Here is a 25348-nt window from a genome sequence, read left to right on the forward strand (position 1 = left end):
TTGGCGCTGGACTAAACAAAGGCCCCCTTTTAGGGGGCTCACACAAAGCCACCTTCTTTAGAAGGTGGTAATTTACTCAAGCGAATTTTAGACTGGTTTAAACAATTGGTCGCTAGCTGGTTCTAAACAGTAGCGAACTTCTGTCTATATCACTCTATCTTGTTAATGTTCTATTAAATCAATTTACTAAGGCGACCAACGTGGTCGCCTTACGTTTTTGGAATACTCGTTGCGTTAAAACGCAGGCCTTCTTGTAAGGGGGTGTTTTTACCTGACCAAGAGCGTTTTGTGTTTTTGGGTGCGAGAGAAAAGAAACTAGAACAAGAATGGAGTGACACGTGCACAAGATTTTATCTTTGACATTGATTTTATCGCTCATGGGCTGCGCTATGCCTTACCAGCAGGAGGTCGATAGCGGCCAATGTGTTGGAGTCATGACCTCTCAGGATGCATATGGTTATTTAAACCCAAACCATTACACAATGCAGGTACTCGCGCTAAAGCAAGAAAAAGATGTGAAAGATTATATTCGCTATATCGATCCTAAGCATCCGGTTTGGGTTAACTGGAAAAACAGCCGAGGCACGCGTTGGTATACGGTAACTGTTGGTGATTTTAAAACGAAACAGGATGCCTACAATGCGCTTTCTTCATTACCAAGCCGTGTAAAGCAGTCATCCCCGTTTGTGCTGACTTTTGCGGAAATGCAGCGTAAGCAACAAACGAGTGTTGTGAGAATGCGTTAGCCAACAAAAAACGGAAGCGATGGCTTCCGTTTTTGTATTTAGGAGTAAGCTTAAAGCGCCGCTAAAATCGTTTCTGCTTTGCTTGCTTCAAACTCTTTTGGCTCTTCAACGTTAAGCTTAGTCACTGTGCCGTTTTCAATGATCATCGCGTAACGTTGTGAGCGAATACCACCAAAGCCGCCTGTATCCATTTCAAGACCTAATGCTTTAGTAAAGCTAGCGTCGCCATCACCCAACATCAGAATCTCAGAAGCGTTTTGAGCTTCGCCCCACGCTTGCATCACAAATGCATCGTTTACAGAAACGCAAGCAATTAAATCAACACCTTTTGCCTTTAGCTCATCAGCTAATACCACATAGCCTGGTAGATGAGCTTCTGAACAGGTAGGGGTGAATGCGCCAGGTACAGCAAAGAGTACGACTTTCTTGTTCGCAAACAGTTCTGTAACGTCGTGGTTCACCATACCATCGGCAGTCAACTCACTTAGAGTTGCAACTGGTAGAGCTTGGCCTTGTTGAATCATGATTCTATTCCTTTTTGTGTGCTAGTTTAGCTTTCTCAGTCTAGCGTTTATAAATGCGGTTAACCACAGAGTTTTTGTAGGGTTTTAATACCTACGCGTTTGACCTAAGGAGTGGCACTGATGCCTTTATTGCAACGCTTCGTGCTGGTTTACGTATTGGCTAACAAGGTGACGATATTTCGCCTTTAACTCGTTATCGATAAAGCTGGCATCAATCGCGTTCATTGTAAATTGGGCAAGTTCACTCTTACTCATTGGATGTGCGTTGTTGACGGCCAGAAAGTTATCCGTCATGTAGCCACCAAAGTACACAGGATCGTCTGAGTTAATCGTTACGGCGACACCTTTTCGTAGCAAATCCACAATATTGTGATCTTTCATATCGTCGAATACACATAGCTTAAGATTCGATAACGGACACACTGTCAGTGGCATTTGGCTTTCGATTAAGGATTCAACTAATGCTTCATCATCAACACAGCGAACACCGTGATCCACACGGCTCACGTAAAGCATTTCAATTGCATCGCTAATATTTTGTGCGGGGCCTTCTTCACCTGCGTGAGCAACGGTAAGTAAGCCTTCTTCTACTGCTTGTTTAAATACGCGCTTGAATTTAGCTGGCGGATGACCTTGTTCTGAAGAATCTAGCCCAACACCAATGATCTTATCACGGTGTTTCAGAATAGCCTGTAGGGTCTCTATGGCGCTCTCTTCTGAAAGGTGACGGAGAAAACACGCAATAATTTGCGAGGTAATGCCAAGTTTTTCGTGACCATCTTTTAGCGCACGAGCGATTCCATTGATAACAGTGTCAAAGTCTATGCCGCGTCCTGTGTGTGTTTGAGGGTCAAAAAAGATTTCGGTATGAATAACGTTGTCTTCTTTACAGTGCAGTAAGTATTCCCAAGTGAGATCGTAAAAATCTTGCTCAGTACGCAGAACTCCCGCTCCTTGGTAATAGAGGTCGAGAAATGATTGTAAGTCTGTGAACTGATATGCGCTGCGTAGTTCACTCGGAGAAGAGTAAGGGATCTCGATGCCGTTTCGTTTTGCTAATTTGAATAAGAGTTCCGGCTCAAGTGAACCTTCGATATGTAAGTGCAGCTCTACTTTTGGAAGACCTTGAATAAATGCGTTCATATTCCACCTTGTGTGTATTGTGGATGCAGTTACTCTAAGAATAGGTATAGATAGAAATAAATCGAACGCTATCACAAAGAGTAAGACCCACGATGATCTCAACTCTTCGTAATCAGCACTTTGCGGGAACTGGTAGAGACCCCCAAACCATATCATTGGGGTTATACGAAGCAAACGAGAGGGATTATACGCAAAAATATCGCTTTGGCTATACGCAAATAACCTAACTGTCATTAGTCACGGGGTTTCCTGTGAGCGAAACGACTATTTGCAAGTCACTTGAGTATAGAGGAGCCAGTTGTTTTTGCGTGTGTGAGAGGCACGTGTAATTAGAAGAGTAGTCTAAAAGAGTGGAGATTCGTTTGAGCAAAGGTAGGTGGCGGTACCTTGCACAACGATAAAGGCAGAGAAAGCACTAGAGAGCATTTATAGATCGAATAACTTATCAAATTCTCTTTGTTCCATAATGTCTTCTATGCGGCGTCGAGTTTTCTGCTTTACCGCCGCCGCGTTTTGTTCAGACTCTTTTTTGTCTTTTTCTGACTGCTTCTTACTTTTTCTAGCCATTGGATACCTTCCAAATTAGTTGCATTATCCATTAATGCATGAAAACTGAATCAGTTAACAGTAAAACTTCCTAACTTTGAACCTGAATCACAGAGAATAGTTCCAGATTGCGTTTTCTCACAATATTCAAAATCGATCATGAAGCTATGAGAAAGAAGTTTCGGTAATACGTGCCTTCGTAAAATATCACCATTTAATTGATGTATTTTAGCGTTCCAAGAGGTTTGAGGTTGTTCTAAATTAAATTCAATTTCTAACATTTATTCTCCTGTTTTTTAGTGATTTTCTCTTTGTTAAGTAATTGATACCAATGCCTTTGACGGCCAGTTCTTTTTGAGGACATGATTTTTCCTATAAATAATAAATTAAGCAGTACTATTCAGTTTATTTTAGATAGCACAAAGCAATGCCTAAAATTAGGCTGAGTGATTGATGAAAGAATATTTTTGAAGGAGAGAGGTTTGGTGCAGCATGGGCATGCTACACCAAGAAAAGCAGTCTTATAGAGGAGTTACTTCCGTCGCTTGAGGACCTTTTTTACCTTGCTCTACATTGAAGCTTACTTTCTGACCTTCAGTCAGTGTTTTGAAACCGTCAGAAACGATAGCGTTAAAGTGTACGAATACATCTTGGCCGCCGTTGTCTTGAGATAGAAAACCGAAGCCTTTAGTTTCGTTAAACCATTTTACTGAACCAGTTACTTTAGACATAAAAATACCTTTGAATTAAACATTAAAATTATGATTTGTTTTGTGGATCTTTTCTAAGCTATTGAATGTTCAATCAAGAGGAAGTTGTACGCAGGTGTCTGAATTGGGGATTCAAGATTTTACTGAGAGGAAACTTAAACTAAATGTTGCATTAACAGCTCTCTTCTAAGAGCCAAGGCACACTATACACCTTGTTTAGAAAATAGCTACATTTATTTTAGATAAATTAAATGTGCTCATTATTAACTCGATAAATTGTATTGTTCGAAAAAGTTGAATAAGTAGAACGAATAGTATGGCTCATAATTTTAGCTCATCAACCTAAAATAGAACCTTATCGATAGCCATAGATTGAACATGCGATTTGCAAGCGGTCACAAAGATAAACTAGGAGAACTAGTATGAGTACATTCAGAGAAATTCGTCAGCTTATTCCTGCGCAACCTACTGCTGATGGTGATGGAGTGAAAATTCGCCGTGTAGCGGGTTTCAATCATGCTAGCTTTTCTCCATTTTTGATGATGGATGAACTCAAATCAGAAGACCGCGCTGACTATATCGGCGGTTTCCCTCCGCATCCGCACCGCGGTATTGAGACGCTTACTTATATGTTGAAAGGTCATTTCCAGCATCGTGATCATATGGATAATGTTGGTGAGCTTCGTTCCGGTGGTGCACAGTGGATGGCGGCAGGAAGAGGCGTCATCCATAGCGAAATGCCTATTATGAAGGAAGGCGAATTGCATGGTTTCCAAATTTGGATTAACCAGCCCGCGAAAAATAAGATGCAGCCAGCTCAATATCATGACTTTCAACCTGAAACGATCACTGAGTTTGATACTCCGAATACGGGGGTTGTACGTTTGATTGCGGGTCATATGACTATAAACAACGAACGAATTCAGGGGCCGCTAACAGAGACAGGTGTTGTCGCCACGGTAGCCGATTGGAGAGCAATGGGTGGTCAAGCTTTGAATTTGAACACGGAGCAAGACAACAACATGATGCTCTATATCTATAAAGGTCGTATTCAATTAAAAGGTCGTGAGATCAATCAAGGCGAAATGGCTATTTTATCGAAAGGTGAATGGGTTGAATTGCAGGCCGAAAAAGAGAGTGGTGCACTGATCTTTATTGGTGAGCCAATTAATGAACCCGTGGTGCATTATGGCCCTTTTGTCATGAATAGCATGGAAGAGATAGAACAAGCCATCCAAGACTACAACTCTGGGTTGTTTGAAACTTACTAGTTTTGACAGCCTACTCGCTTTTTCAGTTAGCGAGCAAATTAAAACAGTTTTGAGCCTGGATATTGGGCTCGACCAGAAGCAAATACGATAATCCACTGCCATCGAATTTGCGTTAGCCACGTTTAATCCACGTGGCTTTTTTCTACTTATGACTCCATCGTATGATGGCTTCCTTTCCTGCTTCAATTCCTAACTCATAAGCATGACGCAGTGGCGCTGGCGATCGACTCAGCCGTTTCAACTTGAATGTTTCAGGAGGACACACTTGAATGATTTCGATACCAGGTGGAGGGTTGTTGATCAGCGCTAAGGTCTGATTGTAGCGAACTTCACGTGTCAACATCGGTTCAATTAATCCGGGCGTTTCTTTCAACATCCTCTTAGTTAGGGCGCTGAATCTTCCTCTTGGCTTTTGATAGCTTGCGGGCTGACTGCGTAAAACCATAATCTTTTTGGCTCCTCGATTTATTGCTTCTGCAACAGGAAGTGCGTCTGAGACGCCACCATCAACGTATTGAATTCCGTTCAGTGATACGCCATTTCGGTAAAGTACAGGCAGTGCGCTGCTGGCTTTCATTGTTTCTGCCAAGTCGTCGACATCAGGAAGGTGGTACTCCGCTTGCCCATTGTCTTGACGCGTCACGCCTAAAAAGAAAGGTCGTGAATCAGCTTTGAGCGCAGATTTATCGATGCCAAGTTCTTCGAGGGTGACATTCCACATCCAGTCTAAGTTCATCATATCACCACCACGTAGAAGTTGAGATGGAGAGATAAATTCTTTTCTTAAGCTGTAATCGAGGTAGATTTTTAAGTTACGTCCGGGCATTTTAGCTAAGTAGGCAGCCAAGTTGCTAGCACCCGCAGACACTCCCCAAAAGCTATCAAATGGAGAGAACTCGCTAGCAAGAAAATGATCGAGTATGCCGCATGAAAATACGCCTCGCATGGCTCCACCTTCGACAATCAATGCTCGAGAGCCTACTTTTTCCATCACTTCGCTCCACTCTTTATCAATCGGATAATAGCGTGCAGCTTAACGCATAATGGTTTTATACCCAAGTGGGCCAAAGGTCTAGGTTGCGTTCCTTTGAATAAAAAGGGCATCAACGGATGCCCTTGTCACTTTTAGCCTATGGAATTGCGGGTAATTGAGTCGCTAATTTAGTGAAGGAGACTGAGCGAATTAGCCCCCTTACATAGAGCCATACCTGTAGTCCCATACTGATCGTTGTTGGAATAGTTTGATGATCACTTGTTAAATAGGCATACAAACACTATCCAGAGCGTTGTAAGCAAAAGTAATGGGGTGAATACTTTCTGGATAGAAGCGCCATCAGTTAAATTGTAAATTTTGATGGATTCATTATAGAACGCTCGTTTGAATTCTTTGAAGCTAATGTCGCTCTTCGCATGCGACTGTTCATAGTGCTGGTGCGCAGCGTCCGATAGCTGGTATTCCAAGTCTTGGAGCTCGTACTCCTTGTTAAAAAACGCATCCCAAGCCGAAAGGCGGGCTATCGTTTTAGGAGATGGATCCCCATTTAGTTTCTCTAGACGCTTAGCATAAGCTGCTTGATATTTATCCACGGTATATTCCTGTCTGAATAGACGTTGAGTTAGAACATATGTAAAAAGAAAAATAAGTAATAAAAGGTTTTTTACGTTCTATACCTGTGATAAATGCTAAAAAGTTCAATGCTCTAGCACTCCGATGTCGCAAATGATATTGATGGAATTGCTCTGCGACAAATAAAATAATTACTCTAGATAACAACGAATTTTTGTTGTTTTTTAAAAAAACTGATCATGAGATTGAGTGGGGAGTTTTACCGAGAAGAATTTCGCTACTGTAACTGTCTATATTTACTCAAAAAGAGAAAATCTTAGAAGCTTTCTTTGATTGATGTGAGATATTTTAGGTCGAAAAGCATTAATCTTGGCTATGATTATAGTTCGTCTTTTTGTTGTTGAACTCTACTTCGAGGGGGAAAGAACCCATATTTCGAGCATAGGATAGCTCGCTTTTTCGTTACGTCGTTCTTGGAGTTTGAGTCAGTGACGACGCTATGAGTCTAGCATCTTGAACTCGATTGGGCGTATTAATTATAAAAGTAAAGCAGTGCTGAGCTAGGATAAACTTCAACGTAAAGGTGACGGTATGAATATACAATCAGCCATTATTGAATATGCGATAGCGATTATAGGCTTACTTTTGACGGGCGTTACCCTCTGAGCATGACTGCCCAGAGGATAGAAAGTGCATTAGCCGATCGCTAACGATTGATGTTATATCGAGCCATTGCAGCTTCTTCAGACGATACAACCGTTTTACCAATTGGTGCGAGTGAAATAACCGCTAGTTTGAGGTGTTGGAGCGCAAACGGAATGCCGATTATGGTGACAAAGCATGCTGCTGCAGAAAGTACGTGACCGATAGCTAACCAAAGGCCTGCAAACACAAACCAAAGGACGTTACCAATAACGCCGAGCGGACTCGTGCCAATGTCCATTTCATTGGTCAATTCATCGCGTGAGATGGCCTCTTTACCGAATGGGAAAAAGGAAAAATTACCCATAACGATACACGCACGCCCCCAAGGTATTCCGATGATGCTAATAAAGGCCAAAATACCAAAAAACCACCATAGCAACCCCATAAATACGCCACCAAATACAAACCAAATGATGTTACCAAGTGTTCTCATTCTATTTCCTTTATTCTTGAATGTGATGATTCAGATACGTGAGAGCAGCGTAAAACAAATCTAAACCGTCTGTTTTGTCGATGTGTGCTTTCGTGCCCTCATTGACCTGATTGATAGAATAATCGCCGTAGTCTTAACAGAGAATGAATGCCTTCCCTAAGGCAAGTCTTTTTAGTATAGAGCGTAATACTCAATCAAGCATATAGCCAAGAATCGCATTATCTAGAGACAACTTTCTCGAGATATTGACAAATTTGCTCTGCCAATCGATGGCTGGCAACGTTGCGTGTTACTACTTCATCAGCAATATTTCCAGACTCAACGACGCCAAACCAATCGAGCAACATCGAATGGAAACCTTTACTCGTCAGCATTGGCGTCCAGTCTTTCAAATTGATTTTTTGCTCTTGGTTAGCTTGCCATAGTTTGCCTTCAACGAAGGAGTCGAACTCAACTGCCTTGTTTGCATAACAAGCTTGAACGCGCTCTGTAGTGATACCGAAGTGGCGATTCATCGATGCGTGGAGCAAAGTATCTCCATGTTGCCACTGAATATCTAAACGCGCCAACTGACCACCTTCAAGTTGATGAGTTACATAAGCATCTTTTAGATCGGCTTTGGCTGTGACGTTAACGCTGTCTAATGGGTGAATAAAATCATCAAATATAAAGGTACGAACATCCCCCGGTAGTTGGTGACGGTTCTTTTCCCAGCGTAGCGACTTTAAGTCAGATATGTTGCCTTGCTGCACTTGTGGCGTATGTTGGTTGTAAAGTGGAATGTGACGACGGTTAAAGCCCACATAGAGTGGCTGTCTCTCTTTTTCGGCAATATCGTACAGCTTTTCGACGTCATCAGCACTGTTCGCTAATGGTTTGTCGACAAAGGTTGGAATTCCATGCTGCAGAAAAAATGCCGCTATTTGAGGGTGTACGCTTGTTGCCGCATGAATCATGACGGCATCGATGCCAAAGTGCAGAAGTTGCTGGTAGTCTTGGCAGATCTCTGAGATTCGATACTGCTTAGCCAGGCTCTCAAGTGTGTTTGGGTTGCGGGTACAAAATACAAGTTCGATATTTGGAAGCTGAGTGATAACAGGAAGGTATGCTTTCTGAGCGATATCCCCTAGACCAATAATACCAATTTTCATCCTAGTCCTTATCTCGATGTATGGATCGCGGACTGTCAGTATAACGCTTGGCGCGGCGATTAGTTTAAATACCTTGTTAGAAAAAGCCTGATTCACACTTTGAGCCAGGCTTTATTGAATGATTTAGGAAACGGCTCGGCAGGCTTTGAATATATCTAACTTGCTATCGTAGGCTTGAGTTTGTACATCCATAATGCCTAATAAAGAGTGGAACACGTTATCATGTGAGTATTGGCCTGCATTCTGTGCTTGTTTATACAAACAGTCGGTATTGATCTGCTTCGCTTGTTTAAAGCCCGAAGACAGCCACATAATCAAAGGAACGCGTTTTTGGAAATCTGGTGCAAGGCCATAAGGCATACCATGTAAGAACAATCCGTTTTCGCCTAGTGACTCACCGTGATCCGATATGTAAATTAGCGCGGTATTATACTCAGACTCTAACGCTTTAAGTTTTTTGATGGTTTCTGCCAATACAAGATCGGTGTAGCGTATTGTATTGTCATATGTGTTCACTATTTGCTCGATGCTACAGTTTTCGATATCTGCACGTGGACAGTCTGGTTTAAAGAAGGCGTTGTCTCTTGGGTAACGCTGAAAATAGGTCGGACCGTGGCTTCCTATAAGGTGCATGGCGACCACTCGGTTACCGTGCATATCCGCGACTTCCTGATCAAAATGATCTAATAGCGCCATGTCGTAACAAGTTTGGCCATTACACATAGGGCTTACTTGCTTTCGATCCACTTCAATTTTCTTGATCTTGTGGGCTACTTCTTTATCCCCACCGTCATTTTCTTTCCAAATGAGGTCAACCCCAGCGCGCAGCATTATATCGAGAGCATTGTCCTGGTTATCCGCTTTGGTGCGTTCAAACTCGTTTCGCGTGAGCTGTGAAAACATACAAGGCACAGATACAGCAGTCGCGGTGCCACAAGATGCGACGTCTTGAAATGAGATAACATCCAATTTACTAGTATAAGGATTTGTCTCTCGTGTATAGCCATTGAGTTGGTAGTTCTGCGTTCGAGCGGTTTCTCCTACGACAAAAACCAGTAGTGTAGGTTTGCGCTGTGCTTGCTGTACGGCGCTATCTGACTGCTTTGCATCTGTGCCGATTTCTCGATATGGCTCTGGCGTGGTGAAATATTTCTCCTTCACATACCCGGTCGCGCTGTAAACGAACTGGGTGGGTATGATGATTTTTTTTAGGTGGCTATTGTTGCGCCCTACAGATGCGTAGTCTTGATAGTACACGCTGGCAATGACGGCGATGACAGCTAGCGACGACAGCATCGATACTAATTTGGTAACAGAGAAGTACAGTAATTGGTGACGTTGAGATTGCAGCTTGACCTTAAAGACAATGATCGCTGGGATAACTCCCATAATCAGCGTCCAAATTACAGAGTGAGCACTCAGGTAAGAACTCGCCTCGCTCGAATCGGTTTCAACAATATTGGCAATCATTCCAGAATCGAAAAGTGTGCCATAGTTATAGCTTGCGTAGCTCACCATACTTGAAACAATGATTAAAATTATAAAGAACGGCTTGCCGATCCAAGGCCAACTAAATAAATTAAAAAGGAAATTGAGCGCGGCAAGAAAGAAAATTGGTATTGTGATAATAAATCCAATCTTGACATTATCTAAGTGTGTAAAGATGCCGATCAGTTCTTTATAAATAGGGATATTTACGACGAGAGCGAAATACAGCGCCAACAGGAAAGTAAAGGTAACGTAAGAGATACCTCTCTGTTGTAAATCATGTGTCTTCATAATGAGTGTCTTGAATAAAAATTAGAGCAAGAACGAAGCCCAAATAAAAAGGGCAAGAGTTAACGCAACAAATACTGCTGCTGAGCCAATATCTTTGGCTCTACCACTGAGCTCGTGCCAGTCATCGCTAACACGGTCGACAACCGCTTCTACGGCGGAATTAATGAGTTCGACGATCAATACCAAGAACAGGCTACTGATCATCAGCACTCTTTCGTATGTGGTGACAGGAAGGAAAAAAGCACAGACGGAAAGTACCAAGGCGAGAATCAATTCTTGTCTAAAAGCGGCTTCGTGTGTCCATGCGGCTTTCAATCCTTGAAATGAATAGCCGGTCGCATCCATGACACGGCGTATACCTGTTTTACCTGGCTTCAAAATATGACCTTACTATTTAAGCATTGGGATGGAACACATATCCCAGAGAGGTGACGAGATTAATCGTTACAGCGTGAAACATTTGTGAATAGAATCCATCGCGCGATAATTTAAGAAAAGTGCTTATTTAATCAAGATCGTAGACGGTATAGCCTTTGTGCTGGAGACATTTACGCAATACGAGAGATTGGGTTTTGGTTGAATCATTTGTTCCACTCAAAGCACCAGCTCCAGCTCCTACAGCTCCGCCGGCAGCAGCACCGACAGCCGCTCCACCTAATCCGTCTTCTAGCGCACCAGCAGCTGCGCCGATCAATGCGCCTGTAACTGCCCCATTAGTGGCTTCAGATTTCGCTGCCTCTGATTTGTCGACATTTTCTGCATAGCCTTGGCAGTAAAGAAAGTCTTGTTCATATGTACTAGGGTCAACATTGGTCATGTCGACGACAGGTTTTTGGTTGTAGGCGCAAGCTGTAAGCGTAGAAGTAAGCGCCATAATCAGGATAAAAGATTTATACATGAGTACTATCCATTTAGTGTGTGAATCTTATGGATTAAATGTACACTGTTTTATTGTTGGGCTCTGTCGCTTGAGTGTATTGAAGTGTCGTCTTCTGTAAACGGGGTAGGAAGGTTAAGTTAACTGTCTGATTTTTTGAGGCTAAGTGTGAAGCAAGCTCCTCCAAGTGGGCTATGGCAAATCGAAACTTCTCCACGTTGAAGCTCCATTATCTGTCTGACAATCGCCAAACCGAGCCCAAACCCGCTCGTCTTTTTGTTGCGAGATTCATCCGCGCTGTAAAATGGTTCGAATAGATGAGGCCAATGCTTTTCTTCAATACCTATGCCATCATCATGAACATTGATGAAGCAGCGGTGCTGATCGTGTTTTATCTCTACTAAAATCTGCTTATCTGCGTACCGCATTGCATTGCGCAGCAAGTTATCTAAGGCTCGCTTTAACAATTTTGGGTCAGCAAACGCAAGAACGTTTTCTGAGTTTACTTCTTGAAGCGAGATAGCGAGCGTAGTCTCTTTTTGCCATCTCTGTCGTAACTCTTTGACTAAGTTGAATAGGACGACTTCTTCTTGAGTTTGTAATGCTGTGTCAGGACGCTCCATCTTTGCGTAGTAAAGCAATTCTTCAACCATTTCTTCCATCTCGTCAATGTCTTCGACGATACTGTAAACATACTTTTTCTGTTGTTCAGTTAAGGTTGAATCCGATAACAAATCTGCTTGCCATTGTAAGCGGAAGATTGGGGTACGCAATTCATGTGCAACGGCGTTAGTTAGCATTTTATTGCTAGTGATCAAGCGAGATACTTTATCGGCCATCGTGTTAAAGCTTTTGTTTAACGTCCCAACAGACTTAGCGCTTGAGGTACTAGCTCGAGCCTTGAAGTTACCTGAGGCAAACTCAACGGTCACTCTCTCTAGCTCTCGAATCCGACGGCTTAAGAACCAGATCAACAATATGCAATACAGAGCAAATCCAGCTAAAAAGAACAACCAAACGATATTGTCATCAAAGTTGGCTGCTTTAACCACAGGACTATTCGGATTATCGCTCATTTTAAAGATAGGCGTGCTCGCATCTAGGCGGAACCAGATATCCCTTTCTTCATCGTAAGCGACGTTAACGGAGGTATCACTTTCAAACGCCTTTTTGATGTCTGTTGGAAGCTCTTCAAGCGTATGAGGCACCAACAAACGATGGCTTGATGTGGCAAATTGTTCCAACTGTTGTTGAGTATATTCTAATCCGTGTTCTTTATAGATAGGGTAGATCAGATCGTGAAAAGCTTGCCCCTCATGCTCTTGTAATAGGTAGTCATAATCTGTGTTGATCTCATAAACTAAGAACTCGTATCCCCACAAGCTAGCCATAAACAGAATGATAAGGCCAACAAAGCTTTCCAGATAAATCCGTCTCATTATTCATTCCATGCATCAGGCATAAATAGGTAGCCTTTGCCGCGAACGGTAATGATTTTTTGTGGTGAGCAAGAAGCATCGCCTAGCTTCTTTCTCAGTGTCACTATGCGATTATCAATGGTGCGGTCTGTTCCATCGTATTCAATACCACGCAGTGTTTTGGTCAGCCACTCGCGTGATAGTGTTTTTTCAGCATGCGTTGCAAGAACCCACAACAAATCGAACTCGCCGTCTGTCAGCGCAATTTCTTCTTGGTTCATTACGCACGATTTACGCAATCGGTTTAAACACAGAACACCAATTTGTAGGCCGTTTTCGGACTCGGTAGGCGCCGCCTCTTTTCTTCTTAATAGCATGCGAATACGAGCCAGCAATACGCGAGGTTTGATGGGTTTAGTAACAAAGTCATCTGCGCCTATTTCTAATGCGGCGACATGATCGAAGTCATCATCACTTGCTGTCAGCATCAACACTTTGCCTTTGTAGCATTCTCGGATTTGACGACATACACTCAGACCATCTTGCCCGGGTAGCATCAAATCTAACAGCACCACGTCTGGTTGTGTGTCAATAATCGCATTGGGTGCGTCCGTCCCATTGTCGATACATTTGACCTGAAAACCTTGTTCAACAAAATACTCTCCCAACATAGTTTGTAATTTGGGATCGTCTTCCACAATGATTAGAGATGGTTTGATTTGTTGTGCGTTCATTTAAGTGATGTATACAATATTTAATATCAATGGAACTTAAACAAATTTACGAATTATTTCAAATAAAGCTTTCTCATAATAAGGTTATCGGATGAGTTAACTGGATAAAATTGCCAATTAATGATTTAAATCTAATCACCAATCACATTTCGAGAGATGTAAAAAGGCGCAACGTTTGCGCCTAGGTATGGAATCTTAAAGCGAAATTACCGCTTATTCGGTGGTACATACGACGCTGTTATCGCTGCCAAATGCATTTGGAACGTAAGCATCAGCTTGTGGATCATTTTCCCACTTTGCGTCATCGAGCAAGTAACGGAACTGAACATTCTGCGCTTTAGGTAAGCGGGTTTTAAATTTAAACTGACGACTTTTCTTCACTAATTTCATCGGTTCTGGTTGCCAGTTGTTGAAGTCTCCAGCAATTTGGACAGAGTCCCACTGATCTTTATCTAGCTCGAACGTGACTTCGACTTCATCTTTTGTCTTAAAGAATCTCTTTTTAAGCATTGATCTTTCCTTGTTCGTACAAAAACTGTTCTAACTATTACTCGTGTTTCATAATGATTTCAAGTTTTATCGAATTGTTGCTGGTATCTGATGAGGGGAGTATCCGAACGGTGAATAGTTCGTTGTGCTGGTTTCGTGTACTGAGGGATCGTTAGAGAGAAAATTCACTAGCCTAAAATGGTCAAAGAACAGAGTTTGTTAGCGAGCCGAGAGTCCGTATCTTGAAGTCAAACCGTTATTATGTATTATCTTAAATCACCATTTTCCTTGATGTAGCTATGTTGAAGTTGAACCGTACATTGTTGACTGCGATAGTTTGCTTAGTTGCTATGCTTTTGAGTAGTGTCGCTCCTGTGGCGCAGGCTTCCGCTCCGATGAAAACAATTGAAGTACGCGATCTTATTGTTCAACAGGCTGCTCTGCACAAACAACTTGGCGTCAATGACGACTGCGTAGAATCACATCACGATGAGTCAGCCATCAATAAGGCACAACAATCTCACACGAGTTGTAGCTCTTCCTGCATGGTCAAAATTCCCGCCAACTTATCTCAAAACGACTTACTGCTTCTTCCTTATAGCCTTGCCTTGGTTGGTAGGCCTCTAGTCGAAAAAGTAGTGACAGTGATCACCAAGCTTTATCGTCCTCCGATTGTTTAATTCCTCATCTCAAATTACTTGGGGTTTACCCCTTTTTACCAAATGAAATGATTTGGCATTTGAATGCCACAAGGAAATAAACAATGAAAAAACTACTTGCCTTATGTAGTGCACTTTTACTGACTTTTACCGCTCATGCAGCGCAATTTGAAGAAGGGAAGCACTACAAAGTTCTGGATGTAAAGAAAGCATCGAAACCTGTTGTGACGGAATTCTTTTCTTTTTATTGCCCACATTGCTACAAGTTTGAGTCGCTTATTGAGCGTTTAAAACCTGCTCTGCCAAAAGAGGCAAAGTTTGAAAAGGTGCATGTGGGGTTCATGGGCGGAGATATGGCGATTCCGATGGCCAAGTCCTACGCGACGATGGTGTCGCTAGGAGTTGAAGATACAATGATTCCTGCCATGTTTGCCCAAATTCATCAAAAGCGACAAGCGCCAAAAGACGAAGCTGAGCTGAAACAACTCTTCGTTGATAATGGCGTAGAAGGTAAGAAGTTTGATGCGGCGTACAACAGTTTCGCCGTAAACTCAATGCAGAAAGGTTTTGATAAGCAATTCTCTGCCAGCACGTTAAGAGGGGTTCCGGGTGTGGTTGTGAACAATAAATACATTGTTTTGGCCAACGAAATTCGTACTTACGACGAGTACAATCAATTAGTTAATTACTTATTGACGCTGTAACTGTAAATAGCATTGATGCTTAAAAATGGCGACGGTAGAGTCGCCATTTTTTATGCTTATCACACTCGTATTATCTAAGAACGCTTGTACATGCTTGAGTCGGAACACTAGTCATAAATATGGCATGCGGATAAAACAAGCTAGCAGCAGTGATTGCAACATTACATGGCTGAGCAATCGTGGTTTTAATCACATTGGTAAGCACGGCACCTGTATTATTTACTGTTTGAGCGGCGGCTTGTTGTGCCTGGTAAGACACGCAACCTGTCGTTGCATTGATCATCGCAGTGCTAAACAAAAGTTTGCGAAAAAACATATTCATATCCTTTGTGAATGCTTTGAATTACTTATATGTGGATTGATTCATAAATGAAACAAAACAGTGTTCAAAATATGTGTGCATTCACGAAATGAACATTGTTTTATAAAAAGACGTTTTTTTTGTGATCTTAGTACTGGACAGACCAGGTTATGAAACTAAGGCCAATCCGTGCATTACGATTACGCCGAAGGTCAGTTTGCTCCTCATTCCTTGATATCCCTTGGGCTCGGCGTCTTGTTCGACTTTCCTCACGAGCTTTTCTGCATACCAAACAGCAAGGTACCCAATTGCTAAGAGTAGGGTTGCGACTGCGTAATGTTTGTGGCCCTGCAGTAGTGCGCCCCAAGCTAGTAAGACAAAAAGGTTGCTGAGAATTAATATATTTCGGCTAAGGCGGTGGTAGTAATGCTCAATGCCATTACCCCAAAGGATGCCGGATAAAAAACTTAATATAACGGCGCTATATGCGATGAAAAATTGCTGACCACTTAAATTGAAGAGTGAGATGTCAGTGAAAATCAGCCCTAAACTAAACACAAATGGAACCAGGCCTAAGTAACCGAGTTGTAGCATGGTTGAGCGTGTTGTCATGGTCGTCACCTTACAATTGTTGCTCTATCATATTGGTAAGCGTAGTACTTGTCGGTGATGTGGAGCTTGGAAAAGTCGCAATAACTTTACCTTCAGAGCTAATTAGAAACTTGTAGAAGTTCCATTTTGGTTTTATGCCTGCTTGGTTGGTAATTTGGTTGAAGACTGGGTTCGCATCTACACCTAATACTGAAGAGCGAGCCATCATTGGAAAGGTGACCCCGTAATCGAGATAACAGACTTTCGCTGTGTTTGTTTCGCTTCCTCTATCTTGTCGAAAGTCATTGCTCGGGAAACCGATAACGGTGAAGTTTTGGTCTTTGTAAGTTTGATAGAGGGTTTCTAACTGTTCGAACTGAGGAGTGAAGCCGCACTGGCTTGCTGTATTGACGATTAGTAGTGTCTTTCCCTTAAAGCTTTCGCATAGATCGACTTCTTCCGTTGAGTTTAACAACCTTTGCTTACCTTGAAGAATATCAGGGCACTCAGATGCAAGAGCAAGCGAATTCATGGAGAGAAAGCTAACGAGAGCGGCGAAGTTCAGTAATCCTTTCATGGTGTTGTTCCCCTTGTTTTCAATAAGTATAATTACTTAAGTGCAAAGAGGATCGATCAAAAAAGCCGCACAAATGCGCGGCTTTTTCAAGAGCTGAGATCTGACTATGCCAGTTTCAACTCGAACTGGTTCAGGTACATTACCATGTCTTCAATCGTCAGTACCGGCATGTTGTGCAGGCGACCGAATGCTACGATCTCCGGTGCCTTTGCCATCGTGCCATCTGGATTGGTCACTTCACACAGTACGCCAGCGGGTTGAAGCCCTGCCATTTGCATCAGATCAATCGTACCTTCTGTGTGACCACGGCGAGTCATTACACCACCTGGACGTGCGCGCAGAGGGAATACGTGACCCGGGCGAGCAAGATCTTCCGGTTTTGCGTGCGGGTTTGCCGCCGTTTTAATGGTCGTTACGCGGTCTGCTGCTGAAACACCCGTTGTTACACCAACTTTCGCTTCAATAGAAACCGTAAATGCGGTTTGGTTTGCGCTGTTGTTGTTTACCACCATTGGAGGCAGTTCCAGTTTGTCTGCTTGAGCATCTGTTAAGCACAAACAAACGATGCCGCTACATTCGCGGATCATCAATGCCATTTGCTCGTTAGTGAGGTGCTCGACTGAATAAATGATATCGCCTTCGTTTTCGCGATCTTCATCATCAAGAAGCAGTACGCCACGGCCTTCTTTTAAAGCGATAAGTGCGTTTTCAACGCGAGTAATTGGGTCGCCGAATTCGGCAAGTAGTGATGACTGATTCATGGTTAACTCCTAAATTTCACCAGAATCAGGGCGGTATGAGAGATCGCCGTAAAATACGATCAAAAAGAAGTGCACCAGCATTCTTAGCGATCTGACTCGCTATGCTGGTGTATTCTTATTCTCTTTCATCCGGACTATAACCGTCGGCTCTGGCATCTCACCAGATCTGCTGACCTCGACGAATCGAGCGCTCGCGGGCTCACTTGAAAAAGTATACCGCCGGTGGGGAATTTCGCCCCGCCCTGAGAACAATTAAAAATGTACCACTTCATCCAAGTTGTGAAGAAGTGGAGCTAGGATAGTACTGCGAACTGAATAGCTTGGAAAGTCGATTCCATCTGTATGATGGAAAAGTGTGCTATCGACGGAAATAATCTGTGCGAATAAAGTGATCAATCTGCTGCGGCACGAAGGTGTTGTAAATCAGGCTCGTATGCGTTTGCTTCACTTCGATATGATCTTGCATACCGTCCAGTCTTGTCTCTTCTACGGTAACGGTACCGTCCGACATGGTGTTGTCATTACGGATCAACAATGGGCGAGCGCCAATCGGCATCGTTCCTGCGATACTGCCGAGTTTTTGAGGGAAATCCCAGGCGTCATCATGTTTGTTTAATCCGTGGTGTGGCGAATTGCCTAAAATTGCACCCAATCCGAGATCTTGAATTCGACCTACAATGGACGCGCCTTTAAGAGGCGAACCGATAGCGACAACATGAGAGATTAAGTTAGTACTCGGTTTTCTGTTGGCGAGATAGCGCTTAATCATCAAGCCTCCCAAGCTGTGTCCCACGAGCACGTTTGTGGTCAGTGGATTAAGCGAATGATCAATAGAATCAAACAGTGAAGACTCATCGATAGCAACAGTGTTATAGCTGAGTACTTGCGTTTCGTATCCGAGTTTTCTCAGCTTTTGGCTAAGAGGCTGCATGACCAGCCCATGCATATAAAGACCATGTAAGATGATGATTTTCATAATACCTCCTAGATTTATGACGTCGTAGATATCCTACTCTAATTAACAAAGAACTACTTGTGCTTTGTGGTGCATATTTACGTTTTGCTGCAAAGTTTGACTGCTGTAGCAAGCGACTCAGCCCAGTAAATCCTGTACTTGTTGTTGCAATTGATGACGATTTAAAGACGCAGGACTTAACACTTCACCGATAACAACATCCATTTTTGACCAAAAACGAGTCGGTCGTTTTGTGAGAGCATGTCCGCCTTTGTGGCTGAAAAAAGAACCCCAAAGCCCTTTTAACGCCATAGGGATGACAGGTACAGGGTTACGTTCGAGGATTTTCTCTACACCAGAGCGAAACTCACCCAATTGACCGTTAGACGTTAAACGACCCTCAGGGAAGATACAGACAACCTCACCGTCGTTAAGTGCTTGTTCAATCTGCTCAAATGCTCGTCGGTAAGTGTCGGCACACTTACGTGGAGAACAGATCGGGATAACACCGGCATGACGGAATACATATTTAAGAACAGGTAGCTCGCTGATGGACTTGTCCATCACAAAACGAACCGGGCGAGTAGAGGTTCCCATCAAAATCAATGCATCGACATAGCTAACATGGTTAGCCACGATTAACGCAGCGCCTTGTTCAGGAATATGTTGGCGCCCCTTTACGGACACACGATACATACAATGGCTGAGTAAATAACTGATAAAGCGTTGTGTAAATTCCGGTACTTGGCGATAGACATAGATCGCCACGAAGAAGTTACCTATTGCCATCATGGCAAACAGTTCCACAATAGAAAGCTCTAGTACGCTGAGTACAACGATCGAAACCAAAGCAGACACCACCATAAACAACGCATTCATGATGTTGTTAGCAGCAATGGCACGTGCACACTCCCCTTTGTTTGAACGCGATTGGATGAACGCATAAAGAGGAACAATAAAGACACCGCCGCTTACACCAACAAGGAACAGGTCAATCATGACGCGCAGATGTTTTGATTCAGCAACGAAGCTTTGCACATCATAAAAGTGCACCGGAAGTGATGGATAACTTGGGACTGCCCATAGCAAGTCGACGCCAAAGACTGTCAGACCAAGGATACCGAATGGCAAAATACCAAGCTCAACGTGGTTGAAAGAAAGTTTTTCACACAACCAAGAGCCACTAGCGATACCAATGGAAAACAATGCCAACAGTAAAGAAACGACAGTGCTATCTGCGAACAAATGTTCGCGTGCGAAGTTAGGGAATTGAGTCAGGTAAGTCGCACCCATGAACCAGAACCAACTGATGGCTAGAATAGACATCCAAATGCCTCTCTGTTTTTTTGCCACTTTTAACGTGTTCTTTAAACCAGAAATCGGTTCAAATTTCGCTTTGTCATTCGATTGGCTAGGCATCGTTGGAATATTCACGCTGCTCATGAACCCAAGCAAAGACAAGGCAATCACGGTACAAGAAGCAATCAAGGTACCATTAGGAATGGCTAGCAGCAGGCCTGCGCTAAGCGTACCTATAAGAATCGAAAGAAACGTGCCCATTTCAACCCAAGCATTTCCTTTAACAAGCTCATTTGGTTTGAGCGCTTGTGGTAACAAGGCGTATTTCACGGGACCAAAATAGGCCGATTGAGTGCCTGTCATAAACAGCAGAACCAGCATCAGCATGGCACTTTGGGTGGCAATAGCGGTTGCTGCGCAAGACATGATAGCTAGTTCGATGAGCTTTAGACGTCGGATTAATTTGGCTTTGTCCATGCTGTCAGCGACGGCACCAGCATGCGCTGAGAATAGAAAGAAAGGTAGGATGAATAAGCCTGCCGCCAAATTAACGAATAGATTGACAGATATTGGTAGGTTATCAATTTGGCTGTATGTCACCATCAATAACAGAACGTTTTTGTAGATGTTGTCATTGAGTGCGCCAAGGCATTGCGTCACAAAGTAAGGAAAAAAGCGTTTTGAGAAAAACATACGGGCCCCGATTAAACAAAGTCGAATGAGATGGGAGCACTTTATGCTCAATGAACGATTAAACCAGCTTTCTCTTTCTAGTGACGTTGTATGCCACCAAAAGTAACGAAATTCGTTACTTTTATTTCCATTTGTTTATTGAGTTACTAATTGCGAGACTTATTGGTGAGTTTTCTTTCCCATGGTTCAAATAAAGGGAACGTCCAGCGACGCATCGCAATAATCAGAGAGGTGCCGTGTTTTTCGTCCATATCGAGAGAGCTATCACTTTGGCAAGCCTGATAAAACTCATCGATGACCTTTTGCAGCTTCTGTTGTAGCTTCTTGTTGGTTGGTACACTCATCAATCCTGTTGCCATGGAGAACTTTTCATCTTCACCAGAAAAGTAGCTTTGGAAAAAGGCGTCTTGAACTTGCTGTTGGAAGAACCGTTGAATAGGGCCGCCCATCTGCCACTTAAATGTCGGAGATATACGCAAACGAATTTTGTTATTTGGCTGCAAGTTGATGATGTTCAGACGATCCAAATGAGCAAGCTTTTGCACCAGTTCCAACTCATTGAAGGTGTATTGCTGAACGATTTGTTCAAACTGATAGCCATTTACAACACAGATTGCCACGAGTAGCAGGGCTTTATCGTTAACCAACTGCTTTTCTTGCTCTAACGTTAGCGACTCTAGGCCTTTATTGTGCGCAGCCGCAAGCTTAAACAGTTCCGCCATTTCTAAACCAATCAATTGGCAAATGCGTTCTAAGCGTTCAAGACTAATGTGTTGACCTTCAGCGAGTAAACGTTTGACGCTTCCTTCACTTAAATCAAGGTGTTGTGCAACATCGGCATAATGCAGCCCAGCTAACTTTAGTTGGCGTTTAAGCTCTTTAATTAACGTATAGCTTTCTGACATTTACGCTGTTACCTCGTCGTGTAACTGCTCTAGGTACGTTTGCATAAAGGTTTTGCGTTTTTGCGCTTCGCGTCTTGCTGACTCTGTGTTCATAGTTTCAGCGATTTTGAATAACTTGGTCTTAAAGTGATCCAGAGTGAATTGTTTATCGTTAAGTTCACGTTCTTCGGCAAATATATCGCTGTCGTTGTAAAGTTGCACGTTAAATTGAGTGCTGACTTGAATGCATCGCGTCACGCCAATTGCGCCTAAAGCGTCCAGACGGTCGGCATCTTGGACGATTTTGGCTTCCAACGTATTTGGCCTGATGTTTGCGCTAAAGCTGTGTGCCTCTATCGCATGAGCAATGGCATCATGATATCGCTGCGGATAATCGATACTCTCTAAAAATGCGACCGCTTTTTTGGCTGCGATGATTGAGCTCTCTTTGCGATTTGGGTGATCTTTCGGATAAGTAAAGCAATCATGCAAATAGGCAGCCGGTAATACAATCGCGATGTCTGCACTTTCTTCTTTGCAGAGCTGTTTCGCTGTTTTGACCACGCGTTTTACGTGTTTAAGATCATGAGCTGCATCCACTTGCATCTCTTGCTGCATAAATTCCAAAAATTGCGGTTCTATCTGGCTTAATGACGTCATGGTTCATATCTACAACTAAAATGAAGTCAGAAGTATGCCCAACGCTTAGAATAATTTCCAAGTGCGATGGTGTAATTGAGATTCAGCCACCAGAACCTTGTGCAACGTTTGGTACTGAGCCGTTTTATATGGCCTTTCAATGTGTTCAGCGGTTTATGAGACAAGAATAGACAGAGCGAGCAGTGATGTTTACCAGTAGAAAAAAGGCCTGACGATGTCGTCAGGCCTTTTTCTTTTCGCCGATCTTTTTAGCGTTTGAACGTTACTTGCTCTGCTTGTTCAAGATGAATATGAGTTGTCGCAGGCTGTGTTTCTGCGATCACTTTACCGTGACGAACAGAGTAGCGAACCGGCACTTGGCGACGTACTGCGTCAAAACCATTTTCTGCGGGAAGAATCAGTAAACTACCTGGTTTGCCTTCTTCAATGCCGTGCTTGTCTTGAATGTTCAGTGTACGTGCTGAATTGGTGCTGATCAGATCCAGTGAGTTGTTGATTTGGTCGTAACCCATCACCTGACACACGTGCAGACCCATATGCAGCACTTGCAGCATGTTTGCAGTGCCTAGTGGGTACCAAGGGTCAAATACATCATCGTGTCCAAAGCAGACGTTGATGTTGGCATTCAGCATCTCTTTCACTCGTGTTACGCCGCGACGTTTTGGGTAATCATCAAAACGGCCTTGTAAGTGAATGTTCACCAATGGATTTGCCACGAAGTTGATACCGGACATGCGTAATAAACGGAACAGGCGAGATGCGTATGCACCGTTGTAGGAACCCATCGCTGTGGTGTGACTGGCCGTGACTTTATTCCCCATATCAAACTTGTGCGCTAATGCTGCCAGTGTTTCAACGAAGCGAGATTGTTCGTCATCGATTTCATCACAATGCACGTCGATCAGGCGGTCGTATTTTTGCGCTAACTCGAATACGTAGTGCAGCGATTCAATGCCATATTCGCGTGTGAATTCAAAGTGTGGAATCGCGCCAATCACGTCCGCACCTAATTTGACGGCTTCTTCTAGCAGCTCTTTGCCATTTGGGTAAGAGAGAATTCCTTCCTGCGGGAAGGCGACGATTTGGATATCTACCCATTCTTTCATCTCTTCACGCACTTCTACCATCGCTTTTAGGGCAATTAGGGTAGGGTCTGAAACATCGACGTGGGTACGAACGTGTTGTACGCCGTTTGCTATCTGCCATTTTAAGGTTTGTTTTGCGCGCGCTTTCACGTCTTCAATCGACAGCATTTCTTTGCGCTCAGCCCAACGTTCAATACCCTCAAACAATGTGCCAGAGATGTTCCAGCTTGGCTCGCCTGCGGTTTGAGTTGTATCTAAGTGAATGTGTGGCTCGCAGAAAGGCGCAACCGCCATACCGCCTTCAGCATCGATGATGTCACCGTTATGACTAAGCTCCACATCGTTGCTTTCAATGCGCTTGAATTGACCATCTTCAATCAAAATTTGCTGCAGACCTTCTTGTCCTTTTAGCGTTACGTTTTTGATCAGTAGTGTTGTCATGATGGTTCCTTACGCTGGCTGTGTAGCCAGTGCTTTTTTGTTAAGAATAGGATTAAGAATCAGGAAGCTAATTGCGCCGCCAAGTACAGCGTTAATCGGCACTACGCCAGGCAGGAAGTGTCCCGCACCAACGCCAATCACGACAGCGATAATGCCAGCCCAGTTAACGTTTTGGAATTGGGCGGCTTCAAAGTTTGCGTAGCGTTTACGGTTCGTGAAGAAGTCAGCGATGATCACACCGCCAATCGGTGGAATTGCCAACGATAAGAAGGTCAGCCAGCCAACAAAGTTATTGTAGAGCCAGAGAGCGCAAAGTGTGCCAACAAGACCGTTCGCCATTGAGATGTATTTACTTGGTAAGCCCGTGATGTTGGAAAATCCAAGACCCGATGCGTAGAGCGCGTTGTCGTTGGTCGTCCAAATATTTAACCCAAGTACGATAATGGCAGGAATCAATAAACCTTGTGCAATCATCACTTCAGAGATGTCTGATTGACCCGTCACCGACGCTCCTGCCGCGCCAAAGATAAACATGAACGAGTTACCGATGAAAAATGCCACCATGGTGATCATCACGGCGCTGCGCGGCTTTCTACCAAAGCGTACGAAATCCGCCGTTAATGTACCAGCACTGACAAAAGAGCCGACAACCATCGCGAGAGCTATTGAAAAATCGAGTGTCTCGGTTGGTTGAACTTGTTGTAGTTCGCCAATACCGCCAACGCTCTTTACTGCCTCGATGACAGAGTAGCCGCCAAGTAGTGCAATGGCAGGAACGGCGATTGCTGACAGCACCATCAGTGCTGAGATTCCAAAGTAAACGGTCGCGGTCATGAGCAAACCGGAGACGAGGATCAAAGTATTGGTATCGATGCCCGTTGCTTTATGCACCGGAATCGCAAACATCGCGACACCAACTCCAAACCACCCGACTTGAGTACCACCAAGAAGAGCGGAAGGAAGCCAAGAGCCTTTAGAACCAAAAGAGAAACGAGCAAGAAGGTGAGTAGAGAGACCAGTAGAAGCGCCGATGTAACCGAGGAAAGAAGTGTAAATACCGAGGATTAGGTTACCGATGAGAACAGCGAGGAAAAAATCATTAAAGGAGAGCCCAGTACCGAGAGAACCCCCAGTCCACATACTTGCGGAGAAAAAAGTGAGTCCTAACATCACCATTGTAAGTGATGCCACGCCTTTTCTGGCCGTGTTGGGAACTGGTCCAAGACTGTAATTATTGTCTCCAGCCATTATTACCTCCGCACATTGAAACATTAAATTATAGCACCTGATTTCAGGCAAACGGCGCGTATTATCGTGATGTAAATTTAATAGTCAATGATAAAATTGCAATTTAAACGTTTGCTTAGTTTTTTGTGTTTATTATTTCCTTTAATAACAATGGCTTAGTTTTTAATTTGTAAAAGTGAAAAGTTTGGTTTTACGTGTTTTCTATGATTTATAGACAGATTTTCTATGTAAAATGAATGTTTTGAATTGCTATTTGTTTTTATGGATTGAATTTATCTATAACTCTGAATTGTTCAGTCGATTTCTATGAAAAGAAAACGTTTTCATGATGAGTTTTTTGGTTTGGACGTTATTTGTTCTTTTCTTGGGTATGTTTTCTTGGTTTTATTTTGTGTAG

The 25348-nt window shown here is 43.3% G+C and carries 29 protein-coding genes and 2 riboswitches; of the genes, 4 read left to right on the forward strand and 25 right to left on the reverse strand.

The genetic code is table 11. The features are described 5' to 3' along the window. The first annotated feature begins 338 nt into the window (after positions 1-338). On the forward strand, positions 339-746 hold the full coding sequence (locus tag R7Q39_RS14050; RefSeq protein ID WP_005373701.1) for an SPOR domain-containing protein: 408 nt from the start codon (positions 339-341) through the stop codon (positions 744-746). 50 nt (positions 747-796) lie between these two features. Here the strand turns inward: R7Q39_RS14050 and R7Q39_RS14055 are convergent, their stop codons facing one another. The 5 genes from R7Q39_RS14055 to R7Q39_RS14075 form a co-directional block, all read right to left on the reverse strand. Further along, positions 797-1270, reverse strand: coding sequence for a peroxiredoxin (locus R7Q39_RS14055; RefSeq protein ID WP_005373699.1), 474 nt, complete (start codon positions 1268-1270; stop codon positions 797-799). 126 nt (positions 1271-1396) lie between these two features. Then, the gene (locus tag R7Q39_RS14060; protein WP_213968698.1) at positions 1397-2413 is read right to left on the reverse strand and encodes an adenosine deaminase; all 1017 of its coding nucleotides are present in this window, start codon (positions 2411-2413) and stop codon (positions 1397-1399) included. A gap of 89 nt (positions 2414-2502) precedes the next feature. Next, positions 2503-2602, reverse strand: a riboswitch (purine riboswitch). Positions 2603-2839: 237 nt separating this feature from the next. Further along, a complete protein-coding gene (locus R7Q39_RS14065; protein WP_017633782.1) occupies positions 2840-2980 on the reverse strand; it encodes a PA3496 family putative envelope integrity protein in 141 nt (46 codons plus the stop codon). A 50-nt stretch (positions 2981-3030) separates the two neighbouring features. Further along, the gene (locus R7Q39_RS14070; protein ID WP_005373692.1) at positions 3031-3240 is read right to left on the reverse strand and encodes a hypothetical protein; all 210 of its coding nucleotides are present in this window, start codon (positions 3238-3240) and stop codon (positions 3031-3033) included. Positions 3241-3480: 240 nt separating this feature from the next. After that, on the reverse strand, positions 3481-3690 hold the full coding sequence (locus tag R7Q39_RS14075; RefSeq protein ID WP_005373691.1) for a cold-shock protein: 210 nt from the start codon (positions 3688-3690) through the stop codon (positions 3481-3483). 401 nt (positions 3691-4091) lie between these two features. Here R7Q39_RS14075 and R7Q39_RS14080 point away from each other — a divergent pair, with 401 nt between their 5' ends. Beyond that, a complete protein-coding gene (locus R7Q39_RS14080) occupies positions 4092-4940 on the forward strand; it encodes a pirin family protein (protein WP_170896905.1) in 849 nt (282 codons plus the stop codon). Between the two features lie 142 nt (positions 4941-5082). Here R7Q39_RS14080 and R7Q39_RS14085 read toward each other — a convergent pair whose 3' ends face one another. The 10 genes from R7Q39_RS14085 to R7Q39_RS14130 form a co-directional block, all read right to left on the reverse strand. Further along, positions 5083-5931 (reverse strand): patatin family protein, encoded by an 849-nt coding sequence (locus R7Q39_RS14085; RefSeq protein WP_158173397.1) that lies wholly within the window; start codon positions 5929-5931, stop codon positions 5083-5085. 257 nt (positions 5932-6188) lie between these two features. Further along, complete coding sequence (locus R7Q39_RS14090) at positions 6189-6527, reverse strand: hypothetical protein (RefSeq protein WP_017635147.1); 339 nt, start codon at positions 6525-6527, stop codon at positions 6189-6191. Between the two features lie 686 nt (positions 6528-7213). Next, positions 7214-7645, reverse strand: a complete 432-nt coding sequence (locus tag R7Q39_RS14095; protein ID WP_005373685.1) for a YccF domain-containing protein — start codon at positions 7643-7645, stop codon at positions 7214-7216. A gap of 218 nt (positions 7646-7863) precedes the next feature. Continuing rightward, the gene (locus R7Q39_RS14100) at positions 7864-8796 is read right to left on the reverse strand and encodes a Gfo/Idh/MocA family oxidoreductase (protein WP_318076389.1); all 933 of its coding nucleotides are present in this window, start codon (positions 8794-8796) and stop codon (positions 7864-7866) included. A gap of 123 nt (positions 8797-8919) precedes the next feature. Next, positions 8920-10575, reverse strand: coding sequence for a phosphoethanolamine transferase (locus R7Q39_RS14105; protein WP_025767952.1), 1656 nt, complete (start codon positions 10573-10575; stop codon positions 8920-8922). A 21-nt stretch (positions 10576-10596) separates the two neighbouring features. Continuing rightward, positions 10597-10953 (reverse strand): diacylglycerol kinase, encoded by a 357-nt coding sequence (locus R7Q39_RS14110; protein WP_017635149.1) that lies wholly within the window; start codon positions 10951-10953, stop codon positions 10597-10599. Positions 10954-11080: 127 nt separating this feature from the next. Beyond that, positions 11081-11473 (reverse strand): hypothetical protein, encoded by a 393-nt coding sequence (locus R7Q39_RS14115; protein ID WP_005385575.1) that lies wholly within the window; start codon positions 11471-11473, stop codon positions 11081-11083. A 119-nt stretch (positions 11474-11592) separates the two neighbouring features. Then, complete coding sequence (locus tag R7Q39_RS14120; RefSeq protein ID WP_005373675.1) at positions 11593-12891, reverse strand: ATP-binding protein; 1299 nt, start codon at positions 12889-12891, stop codon at positions 11593-11595. Next, positions 12891-13604 (reverse strand): response regulator, encoded by a 714-nt coding sequence (locus R7Q39_RS14125; protein ID WP_005373673.1) that lies wholly within the window; start codon positions 13602-13604, stop codon positions 12891-12893. The genes R7Q39_RS14120 and R7Q39_RS14125 overlap by 1 nt, the downstream gene beginning before the upstream one ends. 213 nt (positions 13605-13817) lie before the next feature. Beyond that, positions 13818-14114: an isoamylase early set domain-containing protein gene (locus tag R7Q39_RS14130; RefSeq protein ID WP_005373671.1), complete on the reverse strand. Its 297-nt coding sequence runs from the start codon at positions 14112-14114 to the stop codon at positions 13818-13820. Positions 14115-14392: 278 nt separating this feature from the next. Between R7Q39_RS14130 and R7Q39_RS14135 the strand changes: the two genes are divergently transcribed. Continuing rightward, on the forward strand, positions 14393-14773 hold the full coding sequence (locus tag R7Q39_RS14135; protein WP_065275172.1) for a hypothetical protein: 381 nt from the start codon (positions 14393-14395) through the stop codon (positions 14771-14773). 83 nt (positions 14774-14856) lie between these two features. After that, a complete protein-coding gene (locus R7Q39_RS14140; protein WP_005373667.1) occupies positions 14857-15456 on the forward strand; it encodes a thiol:disulfide interchange protein DsbA/DsbL in 600 nt (199 codons plus the stop codon). Between the two features lie 70 nt (positions 15457-15526). Here R7Q39_RS14140 and R7Q39_RS14145 read toward each other — a convergent pair whose 3' ends face one another. The 10 genes from R7Q39_RS14145 to codB all read right to left on the reverse strand — a co-directional run bounded on the left by R7Q39_RS14145 (position 15527) and on the right by codB (position 24951). After that, on the reverse strand, positions 15527-15772 hold the full coding sequence (locus R7Q39_RS14145; RefSeq protein WP_005373664.1) for a hypothetical protein: 246 nt from the start codon (positions 15770-15772) through the stop codon (positions 15527-15529). Positions 15773-15925: 153 nt separating this feature from the next. Continuing rightward, positions 15926-16369, reverse strand: a complete 444-nt coding sequence (locus tag R7Q39_RS14150) for a DUF3429 domain-containing protein (RefSeq protein ID WP_005396352.1) — start codon at positions 16367-16369, stop codon at positions 15926-15928. Between the two features lie 10 nt (positions 16370-16379). Next, complete coding sequence (locus tag R7Q39_RS14155; RefSeq protein WP_005373657.1) at positions 16380-16925, reverse strand: glutathione peroxidase; 546 nt, start codon at positions 16923-16925, stop codon at positions 16380-16382. A gap of 104 nt (positions 16926-17029) precedes the next feature. Further along, the gene (ribB, locus tag R7Q39_RS14160) at positions 17030-17686 is read right to left on the reverse strand and encodes a 3,4-dihydroxy-2-butanone-4-phosphate synthase (protein WP_005373655.1); all 657 of its coding nucleotides are present in this window, start codon (positions 17684-17686) and stop codon (positions 17030-17032) included. A gap of 113 nt (positions 17687-17799) precedes the next feature. Next, positions 17800-17940, reverse strand: a riboswitch (FMN riboswitch). A 104-nt stretch (positions 17941-18044) separates the two neighbouring features. After that, complete coding sequence (locus R7Q39_RS14165) at positions 18045-18662, reverse strand: hypothetical protein (RefSeq protein ID WP_005373653.1); 618 nt, start codon at positions 18660-18662, stop codon at positions 18045-18047. A gap of 117 nt (positions 18663-18779) precedes the next feature. Continuing rightward, complete coding sequence (locus R7Q39_RS14170; RefSeq protein ID WP_318076390.1) at positions 18780-20633, reverse strand: MFS transporter; 1854 nt, start codon at positions 20631-20633, stop codon at positions 18780-18782. Between the two features lie 146 nt (positions 20634-20779). Continuing rightward, positions 20780-21538, reverse strand: coding sequence for a helix-turn-helix domain-containing protein (locus R7Q39_RS14175; RefSeq protein ID WP_047102733.1), 759 nt, complete (start codon positions 21536-21538; stop codon positions 20780-20782). Beyond that, positions 21539-22177, reverse strand: a complete 639-nt coding sequence (locus R7Q39_RS14180; protein WP_318076391.1) for an HD domain-containing protein — start codon at positions 22175-22177, stop codon at positions 21539-21541. A 248-nt stretch (positions 22178-22425) separates the two neighbouring features. Further along, a complete protein-coding gene (locus tag R7Q39_RS14185) occupies positions 22426-23703 on the reverse strand; it encodes a cytosine deaminase (RefSeq protein WP_025767946.1) in 1278 nt (425 codons plus the stop codon). A 9-nt stretch (positions 23704-23712) separates the two neighbouring features. Further along, complete coding sequence (gene codB, locus R7Q39_RS14190; protein WP_213870049.1) at positions 23713-24951, reverse strand: cytosine permease; 1239 nt, start codon at positions 24949-24951, stop codon at positions 23713-23715. Positions 24952-25348 lie beyond the last annotated feature (397 nt).

Origin of the sequence: Vibrio sp. 947 (assembly GCF_033339115.1) — a bacterium.
GTDB classification, from domain to species: Bacteria; Pseudomonadota; Gammaproteobacteria; order Enterobacterales; family Vibrionaceae; genus Vibrio; species Vibrio alginolyticus.

Coding starts and splice junctions, on each gene's coding strand:
- R7Q39_RS14055 (WP_005373699.1), bottom strand. CDS start 1,270: ATGATTCAACAAGGCCAAGCTCTACCAGTTGCAACTCTAAGTGAGTTG.
- R7Q39_RS14060 (WP_213968698.1), bottom strand. CDS start 2,413: ATGAACGCATTTATTCAAGGTCTTCCAAAAGTAGAGCTGCACTTACAT.
- R7Q39_RS14065 (WP_017633782.1), bottom strand. CDS start 2,980: ATGGCTAGAAAAAGTAAGAAGCAGTCAGAAAAAGACAAAAAAGAGTCT.
- R7Q39_RS14070 (WP_005373692.1), bottom strand. CDS start 3,240: ATGTTAGAAATTGAATTTAATTTAGAACAACCTCAAACCTCTTGGAAC.
- R7Q39_RS14075 (WP_005373691.1), bottom strand. CDS start 3,690: ATGTCTAAAGTAACTGGTTCAGTAAAATGGTTTAACGAAACTAAAGGC.
- R7Q39_RS14080 (WP_170896905.1), top strand. CDS start 4,092: ATGAGTACATTCAGAGAAATTCGTCAGCTTATTCCTGCGCAACCTACT.
- R7Q39_RS14085 (WP_158173397.1), bottom strand. CDS start 5,931: ATGGAAAAAGTAGGCTCTCGAGCATTGATTGTCGAAGGTGGAGCCATG.
- R7Q39_RS14095 (WP_005373685.1), bottom strand. CDS start 7,645: ATGAGAACACTTGGTAACATCATTTGGTTTGTATTTGGTGGCGTATTT.
- R7Q39_RS14100 (WP_318076389.1), bottom strand. CDS start 8,796: ATGAAAATTGGTATTATTGGTCTAGGGGATATCGCTCAGAAAGCATAC.
- R7Q39_RS14105 (WP_025767952.1), bottom strand. CDS start 10,575: ATGAAGACACATGATTTACAACAGAGAGGTATCTCTTACGTTACCTTT.
- R7Q39_RS14115 (WP_005385575.1), bottom strand. CDS start 11,473: ATGTATAAATCTTTTATCCTGATTATGGCGCTTACTTCTACGCTTACA.
- R7Q39_RS14120 (WP_005373675.1), bottom strand. CDS start 12,891: ATGAGACGGATTTATCTGGAAAGCTTTGTTGGCCTTATCATTCTGTTT.
- R7Q39_RS14125 (WP_005373673.1), bottom strand. CDS start 13,604: ATGAACGCACAACAAATCAAACCATCTCTAATCATTGTGGAAGACGAT.
- R7Q39_RS14130 (WP_005373671.1), bottom strand. CDS start 14,114: ATGCTTAAAAAGAGATTCTTTAAGACAAAAGATGAAGTCGAAGTCACG.
- R7Q39_RS14135 (WP_065275172.1), top strand. CDS start 14,393: ATGTTGAAGTTGAACCGTACATTGTTGACTGCGATAGTTTGCTTAGTT.
- R7Q39_RS14140 (WP_005373667.1), top strand. CDS start 14,857: ATGAAAAAACTACTTGCCTTATGTAGTGCACTTTTACTGACTTTTACC.
- R7Q39_RS14145 (WP_005373664.1), bottom strand. CDS start 15,772: ATGTTTTTTCGCAAACTTTTGTTTAGCACTGCGATGATCAATGCAACG.
- R7Q39_RS14150 (WP_005396352.1), bottom strand. CDS start 16,369: ATGACAACACGCTCAACCATGCTACAACTCGGTTACTTAGGCCTGGTT.
- R7Q39_RS14155 (WP_005373657.1), bottom strand. CDS start 16,925: ATGAAAGGATTACTGAACTTCGCCGCTCTCGTTAGCTTTCTCTCCATG.
- ribB (WP_005373655.1), bottom strand. CDS start 17,686: ATGAATCAGTCATCACTACTTGCCGAATTCGGCGACCCAATTACTCGC.
- R7Q39_RS14165 (WP_005373653.1), bottom strand. CDS start 18,662: ATGAAAATCATCATCTTACATGGTCTTTATATGCATGGGCTGGTCATG.
- R7Q39_RS14170 (WP_318076390.1), bottom strand. CDS start 20,633: ATGTTTTTCTCAAAACGCTTTTTTCCTTACTTTGTGACGCAATGCCTT.
- R7Q39_RS14175 (WP_047102733.1), bottom strand. CDS start 21,538: ATGTCAGAAAGCTATACGTTAATTAAAGAGCTTAAACGCCAACTAAAG.
- R7Q39_RS14180 (WP_318076391.1), bottom strand. CDS start 22,177: ATGACGTCATTAAGCCAGATAGAACCGCAATTTTTGGAATTTATGCAG.
- R7Q39_RS14185 (WP_025767946.1), bottom strand. CDS start 23,703: ATGACAACACTACTGATCAAAAACGTAACGCTAAAAGGACAAGAAGGT.
- codB (WP_213870049.1), bottom strand. CDS start 24,951: ATGGCTGGAGACAATAATTACAGTCTTGGACCAGTTCCCAACACGGCC.